The sequence below is a fragment of the Streptomyces sp. UW30 genome (assembly GCF_008042075.1).
In the GTDB taxonomy this organism is placed as follows: Bacteria; Actinomycetota; Actinomycetes; order Streptomycetales; family Streptomycetaceae; genus Streptomyces.
Window position 1 is genome coordinate 101,181 of record NZ_RDBN01000001.1, and the last position, 15,523, is coordinate 116,703.

Below are 15,523 nucleotides of genomic sequence, written 5' to 3' on the forward strand. Positions count from 1 at the left end.
GTCAGCGTCCCTCTTCGATCCAGGTGGCGTGGGGTCCGTCCAGCACGATGTCCCAGTGGTAGCCCATCGAGAACTCGGGCACCGACAGGTCGTGGTCGTATGTCGCGACCAAGCGCCTGCGGGCCGTGTCGTCCGTCACCGACTGGATGATCGGGTCGTACGGGAAGAGCGGGTCGCTGGGGAAGTACATCTGCGTCACCAGTCGCTGGGTGAACGCCGTTCCGAACAGCGAGAAGTGGATGTGGGCCGGGCGCCAGGCGTTGACGTGCTGGCGCCACGGGTACGGGCCCGGCTGGACGGTGGTGAAGCGGTAGAAGCCGCTGTCGTCGCTGAGCGTGCGGCCGACCCCCGTGAAGTTCGGGTCCAGCGGGGCGTCGTGCTGCTCGCGCTGGTGCGCGTAGCGGCCGGCCGAGTTCGCCTGCCAGATCTCGATCAGTTGGCCGCGGATCGGGCGCCCGTCGCGGTCGAGGAGGCGGCCCTCGACGGTGATGCGCTCGCCGATCGGCTCACCGGCGTGCTGCCGGGTGAGGTCATTGTCGATCTCGGTAATGTCGCGCTCGCCGAAGGCGGGGGAGTGCAGCTCCACCAGCTCCGGGTCCTTGCTGACGTCGATGGTGATCGGCGGCTGCTTCGGGTGACGCAGGGCGGAGGAGCGGTACGGGGCATAGCCGCGCCGCGGGTGGTGCTCGACGGGGGCGCCGTCGGCGATCCGCTTCTCGTACGCGGCGTGCTCGGCCGCGATCTCCTGGTCGATGTCGTGCTGGGTGAGAGTCATGGGAGTTCCTCGGGGTTCCTAACGCTCCAGAACGAGGGCGAGGCCCTGGCCGACGCCGATGCAGAGGGTGGCGACGCCGACTCCGCCGCCCCTGCGGGCCAGTTGGTGGGCGACCGTGCCGGCGAGGCGGGCACCGGAGGCGCCCAGCGGGTGGCCGAGGGCGATGGCGCCGCCCTGCGGGTTGAGGATCGCCGGGTCGAACTCGGGCCATTCGGCCACGCAGCCCAGCACCTGGGCGGCGAAGGCCTCGTTGAGTTCGAGCACGTCCAGGTCGCCGAATCCCTTGCCCGCCTTGGAGAGCGCCCGGTTGACGGCCTCGACGGGCGCGAGGCCGAAGTAGTGCGGGTCGAGGGCCGAGACGCCGGTGGCGGAGATCCGGGCGAGCGGTTCGCGGCCGGTGGCCTTCAGGCCCTCCTCGTCGGTCAGCAGCAGGGCGGCGGCTCCGTCGTTGAGCGGGGAGGCGTTGCCGGCGGTGACGGTGCCGTTCTCCTTGCGGAACGACGGCTTCAGCCGGGCCATCGCGGCGAGGGAGGCGTCCGGTCGTACGCACTCGTCCGCGCCGAAGACGACCGGGTCGCCCTTGCGCTGCGGGATGGACACGGGCGCGAGCTCGGCGTCGAACAGCCCGGCCCGCTGGGCCGCGGCGGCCTTGTGGTGGGAGGCCAGCGCGTACTCGTCCTGCTGCTCCCGGCCGATCTTGTGCTTCTCGGCGATCAGCTCGGCCGACTCACCGAGCGGGACCGTCCACTGCGGCTCCATCCTCGGGTTGACCATGCGCCAGCCGAGCGTGGTGGAGTACAGCTCCGTGTGGGCGGCGGGGAACGGCTTGTCGGACTTGGGCAGCACGTACGGCGCCCGCGTCATCGACTCCACCCCACCGGCCACGGCGATGGAGGCGTCCCCGACGGCGATCGCGCGGGCCGCCTGGACGACCGCTTCGAGGCCGGAGGCGCACAGCCGGTTGACCGTCACGCCGGGCACGGAGGTGGGCAGACCGGCGAGGAGGGCGGCCATGCGGCCGACGTTGCGGTTCTCCTCGCCCGCGCCGTTGGCGTTGCCGAAGTAGACGTCCTCGATCCGGGACGGGTCCAAGTCGGGCGTACGGCCCATCAGTTCGCGGATGGCGTGGGCGGCCAGGTCGTCCGGGCGCACGCTCGCCAGGCCGCCGTTGTAGCGGCCGACCGGGGTGCGAACGGCGTCGACGACATAGACGTCTCTCACAGCAGTCCCTCCGCGACGGTCAGCTTGGCGTCGGTCCTGGCGACGATCTCGTCGACGCTCACACCGGGTGCGGTCTCGGTCAGCACCAGCCCTTCGGCCGTCACGTCCAGCACGCCCAGGTCGGTGATGATCCGGTCCACGCATGCCTTCCCGGTGAGGGGCAGCGCGCACTCGGTGCGGATCTTCGCCGAGCCGTCCTTGGCGGTGTGGGTCATCACGACGATGACCGTGCGGGCCCCGTGCACCAGGTCCATCGCCCCGCCGATCCCGGTGATCATCTTGCCGGGGATCGCCCAGTTCGCCAGGTCGCCCGTCGCCGAGACCTGCATGGCGCCGAGCACGGCGACGTCGATGTGGCCGCCGCGGATCATCGAGAACGACAGCGCCGAGTCGAAGAAGGAGGCGCCGGGCAGGACCGTCACGGTCTCCTTGCCCGCGTTGATCAGGTCGGGGTCGACCTGGTCCTCGGTGGGGTAGGGGCCGGTGCCCAGGATGCCGTTCTCGGACTCCAGGATCACCTCCACGCCCTCGGGGAGATAGTTCGGGATCAGCGTCGGCAGACCGATCCCGAGATTGACGTACTGGCCGTCCTGAAGCTCGCGTGCGGCCCGCGCGGCCATCTCTTCCCGCGTCCAGGCCATGTCAGTTCTCCGTCCCTCGTGCTGCAGGCACGGAAATCGTGCGTTGCTCGATGCCCTTGTCCGCGGCCTGCTCGGGGGTGAGCGCCACGACCCGCTGTACGAAGATCCCCGGCAGGTGTACGGCGTCCGGGTCGATCGCGCCGGGCTCCACGAGTTCCTCGACCTCGGCGATCGTCACCCGCCCGGCCATCGCGGCCAGCGGGTTGAAGTTCCGGGAGGACTTGTTGAACACCAGGTTCCCGTGCCGGTCGCCCTTCGAGGCCCGCACCAGCGCGAAGTCGGTCCGGATCCCGCGCTCCAGCACGTACTCGGTGCCGTCGAACTCCCGCACCTCCTTCGGCGGGGAGGCCAGCGCGACCCCGCCGGAGCCGTCGTAGCGCCAGGGCAGCCCGCCCTCGGCGACCTGCGTGCCGACCCCGGCCGGCGTGTAGAACGCGGGGATCCCCGCCCCGCCGGCCCGCAGCCGCTCGGCCAGGGTGCCCTGCGGGATCATCTCGACCTCCAGCTCACCGGCCAGGTACTGGCGGGCGAACTCCTTGTTCGCGCCGATGTAGGAGCCGGTCACCCGGGCGATCCGTCCCGCCGACAGCAGCACCGCCAGGCCGGACTCCATCGCCCCGCAGTTGTTCGAGACGACCGACAGCCCGGACACGCCACGCTCGTACAACGCCTGGATCAGTACGTTCGGCACACCGCTCAGCCCGAAGCCACCCACCGCGAGCGATACGCCGTCGCCGACATCGGCCACCGCCTCCAGGGCCGTGGCGACCACCTTGTCCATCCGAGAAGCCCCATCTCTTCCGAGCTCCCAGCACCCGAATTAGTCAGGGCACTGATTATTTCTGCGAGGTTCTCCCTCACGCTGCCACTGGAGCGGGAAACCGTCAAGACCTCGGTAAATGCGATGCCGTCAGAGTCGGAAGTGCCGCAGACAGTCAGGGTCAGGCCAGGTATTGTTCAGTGCACCGACGAAAACGACCAGGGGAGCGCGCATGGCCGCCGTGGACCTCACCACCCACCCCGGGCACCTGGCCCGGCGGCTCCAGCAGGCGCACTACCTGCTGTGGAACACGATGGTCTCCGAGGAGATCACCTCGCCCCAGTTCGCCGTGCTCAACACCCTGGTGGCCGAGCCGGGCCTGGATCAGCGGACGGTGGGGGAGCGGGTCGGGCTCGACCGGTCCACCATCGCCGAGGTGATCAGCCGGCTGGGCCGGCGCGGGCTGCTCGACAAGGTCCGCGACCCCCAGGACGGCCGCCGCTTCCTGCTGCGTCTCACGGACGAGGGCCTGCGCACCCACAAGAAGCTGACCGTGCGCACGGCCCGGATGAACCAGGTCTTCCTGGCACCGCTCTCCGCCGAGGAGCAGACCCTGTTCTTCGACCTGATCCGGCGTGTCGCGGACGCGGCCGAGGGGCTGCGCAACCCGGCGGAACCCCTCGTCGCACAGCCCTGATCCCGGCGCTTCCCGCGAAACTCAGCGCGCCGTCGCGAACACCACCCACACCTGGCCGTGCTGGAACTTCATCCGCTTGCCGTTGCTCGTCGTGAACGTCGTGCCGTCCGCGGCCTTCGGGCGCTTCCACCTGACGTCGTAGGCACGCCCGTCACGCAGCACCCGCGCCTTCCCGGAGCCCACCGTCTCGGTGTACGGCGTGTAGTTGCCGAGCTTGTCGTGGAACGGGGACTTGCGCACCTTCACGTACTGCACGACGACCGTGCCGGCCATGACCCGCTTGCCGTCCGTCGTCGCGGCGGCCTTGCCGTCCATGCCGACCATCCAGCGGTCCCGGCTCTTGGACCAGGTGAACGAGTACTGGGCCGCCTTGAAGCGCACCGACTGTACGGCCGTGGTCTTCCCGCCCGCCGGGGCGGCGCCGAAGCGGAAGCCCGTCGTCAGGACGGACGTGCCCGGCGCGGTGGCCATCAGTCGCTGGGGCCGCAGATAGAGGTTGTGCGGCGCGGGCCGGAAATTGCCGCGGAAGTACGCGTCCTGCGCCTTCTCCGGCGGCGCCGCCTGCAACGGAGCCTTGTCGATCAGCGGCAGGAGCTTGCCCTGCGCCCCCGAGAAGGCGAGCACCGGCCGGTCGAACTGGCGCAGCAGCTCCAGATCGGTCTCGCGTGCGCTGCGCACCGGGCCGACGACCTTGGGCAGCTTCTGCGCGTACACCGCCATCAGGCGGCTGAGCCCGCCCTCGACCTGCTCGACGTACACGATGTCCGCCTCGTTCAGGCCGGTGTGGGGCCGTGCGGCGCGGGAGTTGTCGATCTTCACGGCGAGCACCGCGCCCTTCGCCCGGCTCTCGCCGTCGCCGGGCGCCGACGAACGCCCCTGGCCGCGGCCGTCGTCGCGTGCGCCGTCGGACGTCGTGCAGCCCGCGGCCAGGGCGGCCGCCATCACGGCGGCCAGCAGTCCGGTCATGGTCGTGGCGCGTCTTGTGCGTGCCGCTCGTTGTCTGCCCACCGTCGTCACCCGCAGCCACCCGCCCAGTTCATGTCATCAATTGTGCGCTTATCTGTTCATAGGTGCACATACCCCGGTCGGTTCCGGTGCTCCTCGCGAATCCGTCGATCGGCCCTGGCGCTGACAACCGGTCGGCCCACCGCGCACCGTCCGTACCGGCGATTCGGCGGGGGAGCGCAGGGGTACCCGGGCTCCACGGTACGAGCGCCATGCGCGGGCGACCGGAGGGAGCGCGGGCGATGAGGGCAGTGACCTGGCAGGGCAAGCGGGACGTACGGGTGGAGACCGTGCCCGATCCCGGGATCCAGGAGCCGACGGACGCGGTCGTCCGCATCACCTCCACCGCGCTGTGCGGCTCCGACCTGCATCTGTACGAGGTGCTCACCCCGTTCATGACGCCGGGGGACATCCTCGGCCACGAGCCGATCGGCGTCGTCGAGGAGGTCGGTGCCGGGGTGCCGGACCTTCAGGCGGGGGACCGGGTCGTGGTGCCGTTCCAGATCGCCTGCGGCAACTGCTGGATGTGCCTGACCGGGCTGCCCACGCAGTGCGAGACCACCCAGGTCACCGGCGAGGGCATGGGCGCCGCCCTCTTCGGCTACACCCGCCTGTACGGCTCCGTGCCGGGCGCCCAGGCCGAGTACCTGAGGGTCCCGCAGGCGCAGTACGGACCGATCAAGATCCCCGAGGGGCCGCCCGACGACCGGTTCGTGTACCTCTCCGACGTGCTGCCCACCGCCTGGCAGGCGGTCCGCTACGCCGAGGTCCCCGAAGGTGGCAGCATCGCCGTGCTGGGCCTCGGCCCTATCGGCGACATGGCCTGCCGCGTCGCCCAAGTGCGGGGCGCCGGGCAGGTGTTCGGAGTGGACCTGGTGCCCGCGCGGCTGAAGCGGGCGCGCGAGCGGGGCGTCGAGACCTTCGACCTGAGGAGCTTCGACCACGAGAAGGAACTCGTCGCCGCCATCCGCGACCGGACCGCCGGACGCGGCCCCGACGCCGTGGTCGACGCGGTCGGCACCGAGGCCCACGGCAGCGCCGCCGCCCGGCTGGCACAGCAGGCCGCGGCGATGCTGCCCCGAAGGCTGAGCGCCCCGCTCGCCGAACGCCTCAGCGTCGACCGGCTCGCCGCCCTGCACACCGCCATCGACCTGGTGCGGCGCGGCGGCACGATCTCGCTGTCCGGCGTCTACGGCGGCACCGCGGACCCGGTTCCGCTGCTCACCCTGTTCGACAAGCAGATCCAGATCCGGATGGGGCAGGCCAACGTACGCCGCTGGAGCGACGACATCCTGCCGTATCTGACGGACGAGGACCCGCTCGGCGTGGACGACTTCGCCACGCACCGCCTGCCGCTCAGCGACGCCCCGCACGCGTACGAGATGTTCCAGCACAAGCAGGACGGCGTGGTGAAGGTACTGATGAAGCCCTGACCCGCGTGAAGCCCTGACCCGCGCCCGCGCGAGACGCACCGTCGGTCAGGCCTGCGGTCCGAAGATCGCCGCGAGGTCGTAGCGCACCGGCTCCTCCAACTGGGCGTACGTGCAGCTGTCGGGGGTCCGGTCCGGGCGCCAGCGGCGGAAGCGGGCCGTGTGCCGGAAGCGCGCGCCGTTCTCCATGTGGTCGTACGCCACCTCGGCCACCCACTCGGGTCTGAGCGGCACCCAGGACAGGTCCTTCTTGCCCGACCAGCGGCTCGGCGCTCCCGGCAGCCGGACCGACTCGTGCGCCGCCTCGTCGGACCACGCCGCCCAGGGATGCCCGGCCACCTCCGCCATACGCAGCGGCTCCAGCTCATCGATCAGCTCGGCGCGCCGCTTCATCGAGAACGCGGCCGACACGCCCACGTGCTGGAGGGTGCCACGGTCGTCGTAGAGGCCCAGCAGCAGGGAACCCACGATCGGTCCGCTCTTGTGCAGGCGGTAGCCCGCGACGACGACGTCTGCCGTGCGCTCGTGCTTGATCTTGAACATGGCGCGCTCGTCCTGGAGATAGCGCAGCGTCAGCGGCTTGGCGATCACCCCGTCGAGACCGGCCCCCTCGTACTGCTCGAACCATCCCTGGGCCGTCGCGACGTCGGTCGTCGCCGGCGCCACATGCACCGGCTCCGTCACCCCGGACAGCGCCATGGTGAGCAGCGCCCGCCGGTCCGCCAGCGGGGTCTCCACCAGGGACTCGTCCGCCAGCGCGAGCAGATCGAAAGCCACGAACGACGCCGGGGTCCGCTCGGCCAGCATCCGCACCCGGGAGTCGGCCGGGTGGATGCGCTCGGTGAGCGCGTCGAAGTCCAGCCGGCCCTCCCGCGCGATCACGATCTCCCCGTCCAGCACGCACCGCTTCGGCAGCCGCTCTTTCAGCCCCGCCACCAGCTCGGGAAAGTACCTGGTCAGCGGCTTCGTGGTACGGCTGCCGAGCTCGACCTCGTCTCCGTCGCGGAACACGATCGCCCGGAACCCGTCCCACTTCGCCTCGTACTGCATGCCCGGCGGGATCTTCGCCACCGACTTGGCGAGCATCGGCTTCACGGGTGGCATCACCGGAAGGTCCATGGTCCGATTCTGCGCGCATAAGGCGGCCGCCGCCCAGTGTGCGCGGGGTGGACAGTGCGCCTACCGTGGCTCGCATGGSCGAAGCGGTGGAGCTGGAGGCAGGCGGCCGGAAGGTACGCCTGTCCAGTCCCGGCAAGATCTTCTTCCCGGAGCACGGCTTCACCAAGCTGGACCTCGCCCAGTACTACATCGCCGTCGGACCCGGCATCCTGCGCGCCCTGCGCAACCGCCCCACCACCCTGCAGCGCTACCCGGACGGCCTGAACGGCGAGTGGTTCTACCAGAAGCGGGCGCCCAAGAACATGCCCGACTGGATCCCCACCGCCCACATCACCTTCCCCAGCGGCCGCAGCGCCGACGAGATGTGCCCCACCGAGGAGGCCGCCGTCCTGTGGGCCGCCCAGTACGGCACCCTCACCTTCCACCCCTGGCCGGTCCGCCGTGACGACGTCGACAGCCCCGACGAACTGCGCATCGACCTCGACCCGCAGCCCGGCACCGACTTCGACGACGCCGTGCGCGCCGCCCACGAACTCCGGGCCGTCCTGGAGGAGTTCGGCGGCCTGCGGGGCTGGCCCAAGACCTCCGGCGGCCGGGGCCTGCACGTCTTCGTGCCGATCGAGCCGCGCTGGACCTTCACCCAGGTCAGGCGGGCCGCGATCGCCGTCGGGCGCGAGCTGGAACGCCGGATGCCGGACCATGTGACGATCAAGTGGTGGAAGGAGGAGCGCGGCGAGCGCATCTTCGTCGACTACAACCAGACGGCCCGGGACCGGACCATCGCCTCGGCGTACTCCGTACGTCCCCGCCCGCACGCCCCGGTCTCCGCGCCCCTGAGCTGGGACGAGGTCGGCGTGGCCCATCCCCGGGACTTCGACATCACCACCATGCCCGCGCGCTTCGCCGAACTCGGCGACGTGCACGCGGACATGGACGACCACCGCTTCTCCCTGGACGCGCTGCTGGAGCTGGCGAACAAGGACGAGCGTGATCACGGGCTCGGCGATCTGCCGTACCCGCCCGAGTATCCGAAGATGCCGGGGGAACCCAAGCGGGTACAGCCGAGCAGGGCCCGCAAAGAGGGACCTACAACTCCTTGATCCGGATGTCCCGGTAGGAGACCACGTCCGTCGTGCCGTGCACCTGGAGCCCGACGTAGCCGGAGGCGAACCGCCGCCCGTCCGTGCCCGGGTCGTCCGAGCGCGGCGGGACGAAGTCCTGGCCACCGGTGTTGTCGAACTCGTTGATCAGCACGCCGTTGCGGTAGACCGAGTAGTGCTGGTCGACCACCCGGATCTCGTAGTCGTTCCAGGTCCCCTTCTGGGTGACGCCGGCACCGGCCAGCCCCACCCGGTCGAAGCCGTAGACCGAACCGGTCTTGTACATGTCGCCGTCGGGCCGGTCGAGCACCTGCACCTCGTGCCCGTACTTGATGGCGACCCACTCCGGCCGCGTCTCCTCGGGGTGGTCGTGCACCCAGGGGAACCGCACGAACACACCGGAGTTGGCGTTGCCGGTGCCCGGGGCGTCGTCACGCCACTGGAGCTTGAGCGAGAAGTCGCCGTACTTCCGCTCGGGGAACCACAGCATGCCCAGGCCGGCCTTGCTGGTGCCGCTCGTGATCGAGCCGTCGGCGTTCTGCGCGAACGAACCGCCGCCCACCTGCTGCCACTTGGCGAACGACCCGGCGCTGCCGTCCAGGATCGTCCGGTAGCCCTCGGTCTGCCCGGGCGTGCCGATCCCGGACTCGCGGGCGGCCTTGCGGACGGCGTTGTACTCGCGCTGGTCGACGACCCCGTCCTTCAGGAGCTGGTCCAGCACCGTCGTCACATGCTTGAGGAACAGCGCCTGGGACGTCCACTCCTTCTCGTCCTCGATCAACTCGTTGATCCGGCACCGGCTGTTGGTGAGCCGGTTCGGGACCCCTGAGTCGACCGTGCCGACGATCACCGTCAACCGCTCGTCGAACTCCGGGCAGTTGGGCGCCGGGACCTGGCTCGACACCACGGTGAAGGTCACCGTACGGGCCGCGGAGGTGTTGCCCGCCTTGTCCGTCGCCCGGTAGGCGAGCGTGTGCGTGCCCGCCCGGTCGACGACCAGCGGGGCGCCGTACGCGAGGTACGGCCCGCCGTCGATCGAGTACTCGATCCGGTCGACGCCCGAGCCGTGGTGCTCGTCGGACGCCGTGACGGTCACCTCGGCGTTGCCGACGTAGGCCCCGGACGAGTTCTTCGTGCCGTCGACGGTCACGCCCGTCACCGGCGGGGTCGTGTCCGGCTGGGGCGCCGCCACGACCGTGAACTGCACACTCTTCTCGGCGGCGACGTTCCCCGCCTTGTCGGTGGCCCGGTAGCGCACCGTGTGAGCACCGACCTCGTGCACCATCACGGGCGAGGTGTACGGCTGCCAGGCTCCGGTGCCGACGGCGTACTCGATGGTGTTGACGCCGGAACCGGTGTCGGAGGCGGAGACGGTGACGGTCGCCATGTCGATGTACGTCCCGTCGGGGTTCTGCTCGCCGCTGACCGTCGCCGACGTCTGCGGCGCAGTCGTGTCATCGGTCGGCGGCGCGACGACCGTGAACGTGACGTTCTTCTCCGCCGAGACGTTCCCCGCCTTGTCGAAGGCGCGGTAGCGGATCTTGTGGTCGCCGACCTGGTCGACGACGACCGGGGTGGTGTACGGCTGCCAGGCGCCCGCGTCACCGACCGCGTACTCGACGCGGTCGACGCCGGAGCCGCCCTCGTTGTCGGTGGCATGGAGCGCCACGCTCGCCGAACCGACGTACTGGCCCTGCGAGTTCTGCGTCCCGCTCACGTGCGCCGACGCCTCGGGCGCTGTGGTGTCCTCGCCGCTGCCCTCGGTCACCACCAGGATGCCCTGCATCTGCCCGTGCCCGGGAATCGTGCAGTAGTAGCGGTAGCGGCCGGGGGTGAGCGTGACCTCGGCGGTGTGCTTGCCGGCCTGGTCGTCGTTCGGGTTGGCGAGGATGTTCAGCTGGACGTCGTTGTTGTACTCGGGGTCGGAGGTGTCGAACGTCAACGTGTGCGGCATTCCGGTGGTGTTGCCGGTCGCCGTGCTGTTCTCGAAGACGATCGTCGTCGCGCCCGCAACCGCCGTCGTGGGGGCGGAGGCGTACTTGGTGATGTCGTCGCCGGCCGTCCAGGTGAGGACCTGGGCGGCGGCCGCCTCCGGCTGTGGTTGCGGCTGCCCGGTCGCGGGCAGTGCTTGCAGCCCCAGCACCACCAGCAGTGCGGCCAACAGGGCCGCCCACATTCTTCGTTGCCGTGTCACTGCGCCCCCTTCGCCAGCTGGTCGGCGGCCGGCGTCGGGCCGCCGCCCGTGTAGGTGACGCGCCACAGCGCCGACTTGGCGTCCGAGGTGAAGAAGCCCCGTCCGTAGTCGAGCACGTACAGCGCGCCGTCCGGACCGAACTTCCAGTCCATGAGGTTCTTGATGCCGTCGTTGCCGATCGGCACGATCTTCTTCAGCGACTCCGAGTGGACCGGCAGACCCCCGTCCCCGTGTGTCTTGGGGTCGGTGATCACCGCGTTGCGCGGCTGGTCGGCGTCGTAGAAGTCACCGACGAACCACTTGCCGTCCCAGTAGGCCGGCCACTTGGTCCCACTCGCGCTCGCCGCGTCGTACCGGTAGACCGGTCCGTTCATCGCGGCCTGCCCGCCGCCCTTGAGCCAAGGCAGCCCGTACGTGGCCTCCTCCTGCTTGTACGACGGCACGCCGTTCGCGTCGCGCGGGAAGTCCGGGGCGCCGCCCTGGGGCGAGTACCAGATGTTGTTGCCGGTGACCGGCGGGAGGTTGACGAGGCCGTCGTTGTTCGGCGACTCGTTCTTCGGGTGGTTGCAGTCGTACCAGCCCAGCGGCTTGCTCGGGTCCGGAAGATTGCGGTCGCGGTAGGGCTGCTTGTTGCCCATGCAGTACGGCCAACCCCGGTTGCTCGCCTTGGTGATGACGGCGAACGTGTCGTACTTGGCCGGACCCCAGGTCGTCGAGGGCGCGCCCGCGTCGGGGCCGACCCAGCCCGCGTACAGGGTGTCGGTCTGCCGGTCGACGAAGATGCGGGCCGGGTTCCTGACGCCCATCACATAGATCTCGCCGCGCGTCTTGCCGCCGCCCTCGTCGGTCTCCCGGCCCGTGAAGAGGTTGCCGTCCGGGAGCGTGTACGTCCCGTCCGGCTCCGGGTGGATGCGCAGGATCTTGCCGTTGAGGTTGTTGGTGTTGCCGGCGGTGCGGCGCGCGTCGGCGAAGGACACGCCCTTGTAGTTGGGCTCGGGGTTGTTGCCCGAGTAACCGCCGCTGAACCCGCTGGAGTTGTTGTCGCCGGTCGCGATGTACAGGTTGCCCTGGGAGTCCCAGGTCATCCCGCCGCCCGCGTGGCAGCAACTGTGCACCTGCACCGGCCACTTGAGCAGCACCTTCTCACTGCCCAGGTCCAGTTTGTCGGTGGCCAGGTCGAGCGTGAAGCGGGAGACGCGCCGCTCGGCCATCCTCGTGTCGCGGTTGACCTGCGAGTGCGGGGTGTAGTGCAGATACACCCAGCCGTTCTGCTCGAAGCGCGGGTCGAGCTCGATGCCGAGGAGCCCTTCCTCGACCTTGATCAGCTCGTCGCCGCCGCCCTTGTTGCCGAAGACCGTCAACGCCCCGGCCAGGGTGACCTTCTTGGTCTTCGGGTCGTAGACATGGATCTCGCCCTTGCCCTTGCCGATGTCCGGGTTGTTCCAGTCGGTGACCACGGGCTGGGAGGAGTCGGCGCCGCCCCGGCCGATGTAGAGCACACGGCCGTCGGGCGCGGTGACCAGGCCGTGCGGTTCGCCGATCTGGTCGTTCCGGCCGGGCTGGTTGGCCTGGGTGAGCCGCTCGGCCTTGTAGTTGCCGGTGATGGTGGCCTTGCAGTCGGCCTGGACCAGCCGGGTCGTCCACAGGAGGGCGCCGCGCAGATGCGTACGGAAGTCGGTCTCGTCGTACGACGACACCGTGCCGCCCATGCCCGTGTAGAAGGAACGGCCGCCGTCGTAGTCCCGGCACCAACTCACCGGGTGATCCCAGCCGTTGGCGCTCGAACCCGGCTGGTAGCTGGACTCTCGTACGCGGGCGACCGTGTGCACCGAACCCGACGGGTTCTTCGCCCAGTTCAGCCACTTGTCCGGCCGCTTCCACTGAACCGGCAGGTCCTTGGCGGCCGGATGCCGCCGGTCGCCGACCTCGACGACCGCTCGCTGGGCATTCGTCGGTCCGCCGGCCGCCGGGCGGGCGCCGACGAGGCCGGTGAACCAGTCCGAGTACGGCTCGGCGCGGGCCGCGTCATGGACGCCGACGAAACCGCCGCCGGCCTCCATGTAGGCCTCCAGGCCCGCCTCCTGCTCCGGATCCAGGACGTCGCCGCCACCGGTGAGGAAGACGATCGTGTTGAAACGGCCCAACCTGGTCTCATCGGTGAACACCGAGGCGTCGTTCGTGGCCTCGGTCTTGAAGCGCTGGTCGGCCGGGCCCGACAGGCCGATCTTCTCGATCGCCTCGATGCCGGCGTTCACCACAGGCGACTCGTCGCCGGCGGCGGCGGACCCGTAGAAGATCAGCACACGCACATTGGCGCCGCCCGGTGGCGACTTGATGGACATCGTTGTCAGGGGCGGCTCCGGAGCAGGGCGCGCGTCGGCCGCCGGGGCTGCCATCAGCCCGGCGGCGACGATCCCTGCCGTCACGGTGGCCACCCAAGTCTGTCTTCTCGTGCTCAACCCTCGTAAGCGCATGGGCACCTCCACGGTCACAGCAACAGCGAAAAGGAAGCTAGACCCCTTTGAACGACTCGCCAATACCTATGACCGCACTGGGACCAACTTTGTCCTCAGTGTGGAAAAACGGGAGAGTGGCCGGTACCGTCTCAGCGGTTCATCCCCGTAATTTCCGTACCGCCGTGGGGAGTTCGGCATGGACAGACGCAGCTTTGACCGACGTAGCTTCAACAGGCGCGTACTGCTGGGCGGCGCCACCGTCGCGACATCGTTGTCGCTGGCATCGGTACCCGAGGCCATGGGCGCTGACACACCACCGAGGAGCGCCCCGGCCGGCGGCGAGGTCAGACGCATGAAGCTGTACGCCGAGAAGCTCGCCGACGGGCAGATGGGCTACGGCCTGGAGAAGGGCAAGGCGACCATCCCCGGCCCGCTGATCGAGCTCAACGAGGGCGACACGCTGCACGTCGAGTTCGAGAACGCGATGGACGTTCCGGTGAGCCTGCACGTCCACGGCCTCGACTACGAGATCACCAGCGACGGCACGAAGCTCAACAAGAGCGACGTCGAGCCCGGCGGCACCCGCACCTACACCTGGCGCACCCACGCCCCCGGCCGTCGGGCGGACGGCACCTGGCGGGCGGGCAGCGCCGGTTACTGGCACTACCACGACCACGTCGTCGGCACGGAGCACGGCACGGGCGGCATCCGCAAGGGGCTGTACGGGCCGGTGATCGTGCGGCGCAAGGGCGATGTCCTCCCGGACGCGACCCACACGATCGTCTTCAACGACATGCTCATCAATAACAAGCCCGCGCACAGCGGCCCCAACTTCGAGGCCACGGTGGGCGATCGCGTCGAGTTCGTGATGATCACGCACGGCGAGTACTACCACACCTTCCACATGCACGGTCACCGCTGGGCGGACAACCGCACCGGCATGCTCACCGGCCCGGACGACCCCAGCCAGGTCGTCGACAACAAGATCGTGGGCCCGGCGGACTCCTTCGGCTTCCAGGTGATCGCCGGTGAGGGCGTCGGGGCCGGTGCGTGGATGTATCACTGCCATGTGCAGAGCCACTCCGACATGGGGATGGTCGGGCTGTTCCTGGTGAAGAAGGCGGACGGCACCATTCCCGGTTACGAACCGCACGAGCACGGTCATGAGGCGGCCTCGGGGACTGCGCACGAACACTGAGGGATCATGGACGGGTGACCCTCGTTCTGACGCGTAGTGATCTGGAAGCGGTACTGGCGCCCGGGGCCTGTCTGGAGGTGCTGCGGGACGGCTTCCTGCGAGCGCGGGACGCGACGGTCGCGGGGCAACGGGTGCGGACCGACCTGCCCTTCCCCGGCACCGCCACCGCGCTGATCCCCGGCGTGCTGCCCGGCATCGAGGCGTACACCGTGAAGGTCAACGCCAAGTTCCCCGGCGCCCGGCCCGCGCTGCGCGGGGTGATCTGTCTGCACAGCGGTCGGGACGGGGAACTGCTGGCGCTGCTCGACTCCGCCACGGTCACGGCATGGCGTACGGGGCTGGCGGCGGCGTTGGGGACGCATGCACTGGCCGGTCCGGGAGACGTCCTCGGGGTGGTCGGCGCGGGCGCCCAGGCCGAGCTGATGGTGCGGGGGCTGGCGCAGCTGCGGCCGTATCGCGAGCTCGTCGTCCATGACACGGACGCCGAGCGGGCCGAGGCGTTCGCCGCGCGGCACGCGGGGCGGGCCGTGGCCTCGGCGACGGAGGTCGCGGCGGCCGCGGACACGGTACTGCTGGCGACGTGGGCCCGTTCGCCGCTGCTGGGGCTGTCGGACACGCGGGAGAGCCAGCACTTCACGAGCCTGGGCGCGGACGAGCCCGGCAAGCAGGAGCTGTCCGCCGATCTGCTGCGCGCCGCGCTGCTCGTCGTGGACGACCGTGAACTCGCTGCGAGCATGGGGGTGTTGGCGGCTGCGGAACTTCCGGCGTCCGCCGCCGACGCCACCCTGGCGGACGTGCTGCGGGGCGACCACCCGGGACGCGCGAGCGCCGAGAGCCGTAGCGTCTACGCGCCGGTCGGCCTGCCCTGGCAGGACCTGGCGCTGAGCTGGGCGGCCTATCGGGCGGCGGAGCGGGAGGGGTTGGGGC

13 protein-coding genes are annotated in these 15,523 nt (G+C 70.2%); 5 read left to right on the top strand and 8 right to left on the bottom strand.

Going from position 1 to position 15,523, the window contains the following annotated elements; translation table 11 throughout:
* Position 1: 1 nt before the first annotated feature.
* Genes pcaH through EAO75_RS00465 form a run of 4 tightly spaced genes read right to left on the bottom strand, consistent with a single transcriptional unit; the run spans position 2 to position 3,418 of the window.
* The gene (gene pcaH / locus EAO75_RS00450; RefSeq protein ID WP_147993025.1) at positions 2 to 775 is read right to left on the bottom strand and encodes a protocatechuate 3,4-dioxygenase subunit beta; all 774 of its coding nucleotides are present in this window, start codon (positions 773 to 775) and stop codon (positions 2 to 4) included.
* 18 nt (positions 776 to 793) lie between these two features.
* Complete coding sequence (locus tag EAO75_RS00455) at positions 794 to 1,996, bottom strand: thiolase family protein (RefSeq protein ID WP_147993026.1); 1,203 nt, start codon at positions 1,994 to 1,996, stop codon at positions 794 to 796.
* Positions 1,993 to 2,637 carry a CoA transferase subunit B gene (locus EAO75_RS00460; protein WP_147993027.1) on the bottom strand — a complete coding sequence of 215 codons (645 nt, stop codon included), beginning with the start codon at positions 2,635 to 2,637 and terminating at the stop codon, positions 1,993 to 1,995. Before EAO75_RS00460 ends, EAO75_RS00455 begins: the two co-directional genes overlap by 4 nt.
* A 1-nt stretch (position 2,638) precedes the next feature.
* Complete coding sequence (locus EAO75_RS00465) at positions 2,639 to 3,418, bottom strand: CoA transferase subunit A (RefSeq protein WP_147993028.1); 780 nt, start codon at positions 3,416 to 3,418, stop codon at positions 2,639 to 2,641.
* A 211-nt stretch (positions 3,419 to 3,629) separates the two neighbouring features.
* On the opposite strand from EAO75_RS00465, the gene EAO75_RS00470 reads away from it, so the two are divergent.
* Positions 3,630 to 4,094 carry a MarR family winged helix-turn-helix transcriptional regulator gene (locus EAO75_RS00470; protein ID WP_147993029.1) on the top strand — a complete coding sequence of 155 codons (465 nt, stop codon included), beginning with the start codon at positions 3,630 to 3,632 and terminating at the stop codon, positions 4,092 to 4,094.
* 21 nt (positions 4,095 to 4,115) lie between these two features.
* Here EAO75_RS00470 and EAO75_RS00475 read toward each other — a convergent pair whose 3' ends face one another.
* Positions 4,116 to 5,060 (bottom strand): DUF3048 domain-containing protein, encoded by a 945-nt coding sequence (locus EAO75_RS00475; RefSeq protein ID WP_147993030.1) that lies wholly within the window; start codon positions 5,058 to 5,060, stop codon positions 4,116 to 4,118.
* 281 nt (positions 5,061 to 5,341) lie between these two features.
* On the opposite strand from EAO75_RS00475, the gene EAO75_RS00480 reads away from it, so the two are divergent.
* A complete protein-coding gene (locus EAO75_RS00480; protein ID WP_147993031.1) occupies positions 5,342 to 6,532 on the top strand; it encodes a zinc-dependent alcohol dehydrogenase in 1,191 nt (396 codons plus the stop codon).
* Between the two features lie 45 nt (positions 6,533 to 6,577).
* Here the strand turns inward: EAO75_RS00480 and EAO75_RS00485 are convergent, their stop codons facing one another.
* Positions 6,578 to 7,648, bottom strand: a complete 1,071-nt coding sequence (locus EAO75_RS00485) for an ATP-dependent DNA ligase (RefSeq protein WP_147993032.1) — start codon at positions 7,646 to 7,648, stop codon at positions 6,578 to 6,580.
* A 74-nt stretch (positions 7,649 to 7,722) separates the two neighbouring features.
* Here EAO75_RS00485 and ligD point away from each other — a divergent pair, with 74 nt between their 5' ends.
* Entirely contained in the window at positions 7,723 to 8,748 is a 1,026-nt protein-coding gene (gene ligD / locus EAO75_RS00490; protein ID WP_147993033.1) for a non-homologous end-joining DNA ligase, read from the top strand.
* Here ligD and EAO75_RS00495 read toward each other — a convergent pair.
* Entirely contained in the window at positions 8,735 to 10,924 is a 2,190-nt protein-coding gene (locus tag EAO75_RS00495; RefSeq protein ID WP_147993159.1) for an OmpL47-type beta-barrel domain-containing protein, read from the bottom strand. The genes ligD and EAO75_RS00495 overlap by 14 nt on opposite strands.
* A 14-nt stretch (positions 10,925 to 10,938) precedes the next feature.
* Positions 10,939 to 13,416 (bottom strand): ThuA domain-containing protein, encoded by a 2,478-nt coding sequence (locus tag EAO75_RS00500; RefSeq protein WP_187284241.1) that lies wholly within the window; start codon positions 13,414 to 13,416, stop codon positions 10,939 to 10,941.
* Between the two features lie 178 nt (positions 13,417 to 13,594).
* On the opposite strand from EAO75_RS00500, the gene EAO75_RS00505 reads away from it, so the two are divergent.
* Together EAO75_RS00505 and EAO75_RS00510 are read left to right on the top strand one after the other, a co-directional pair.
* Entirely contained in the window at positions 13,595 to 14,596 is a 1,002-nt protein-coding gene (locus tag EAO75_RS00505; RefSeq protein ID WP_147993034.1) for a multicopper oxidase domain-containing protein, read from the top strand.
* A gap of 14 nt (positions 14,597 to 14,610) precedes the next feature.
* Positions 14,611 to 15,523: ornithine cyclodeaminase family protein (locus EAO75_RS00510; protein ID WP_147993161.1), on the top strand; the 913-nt coding region annotated here is incomplete at its 3' end.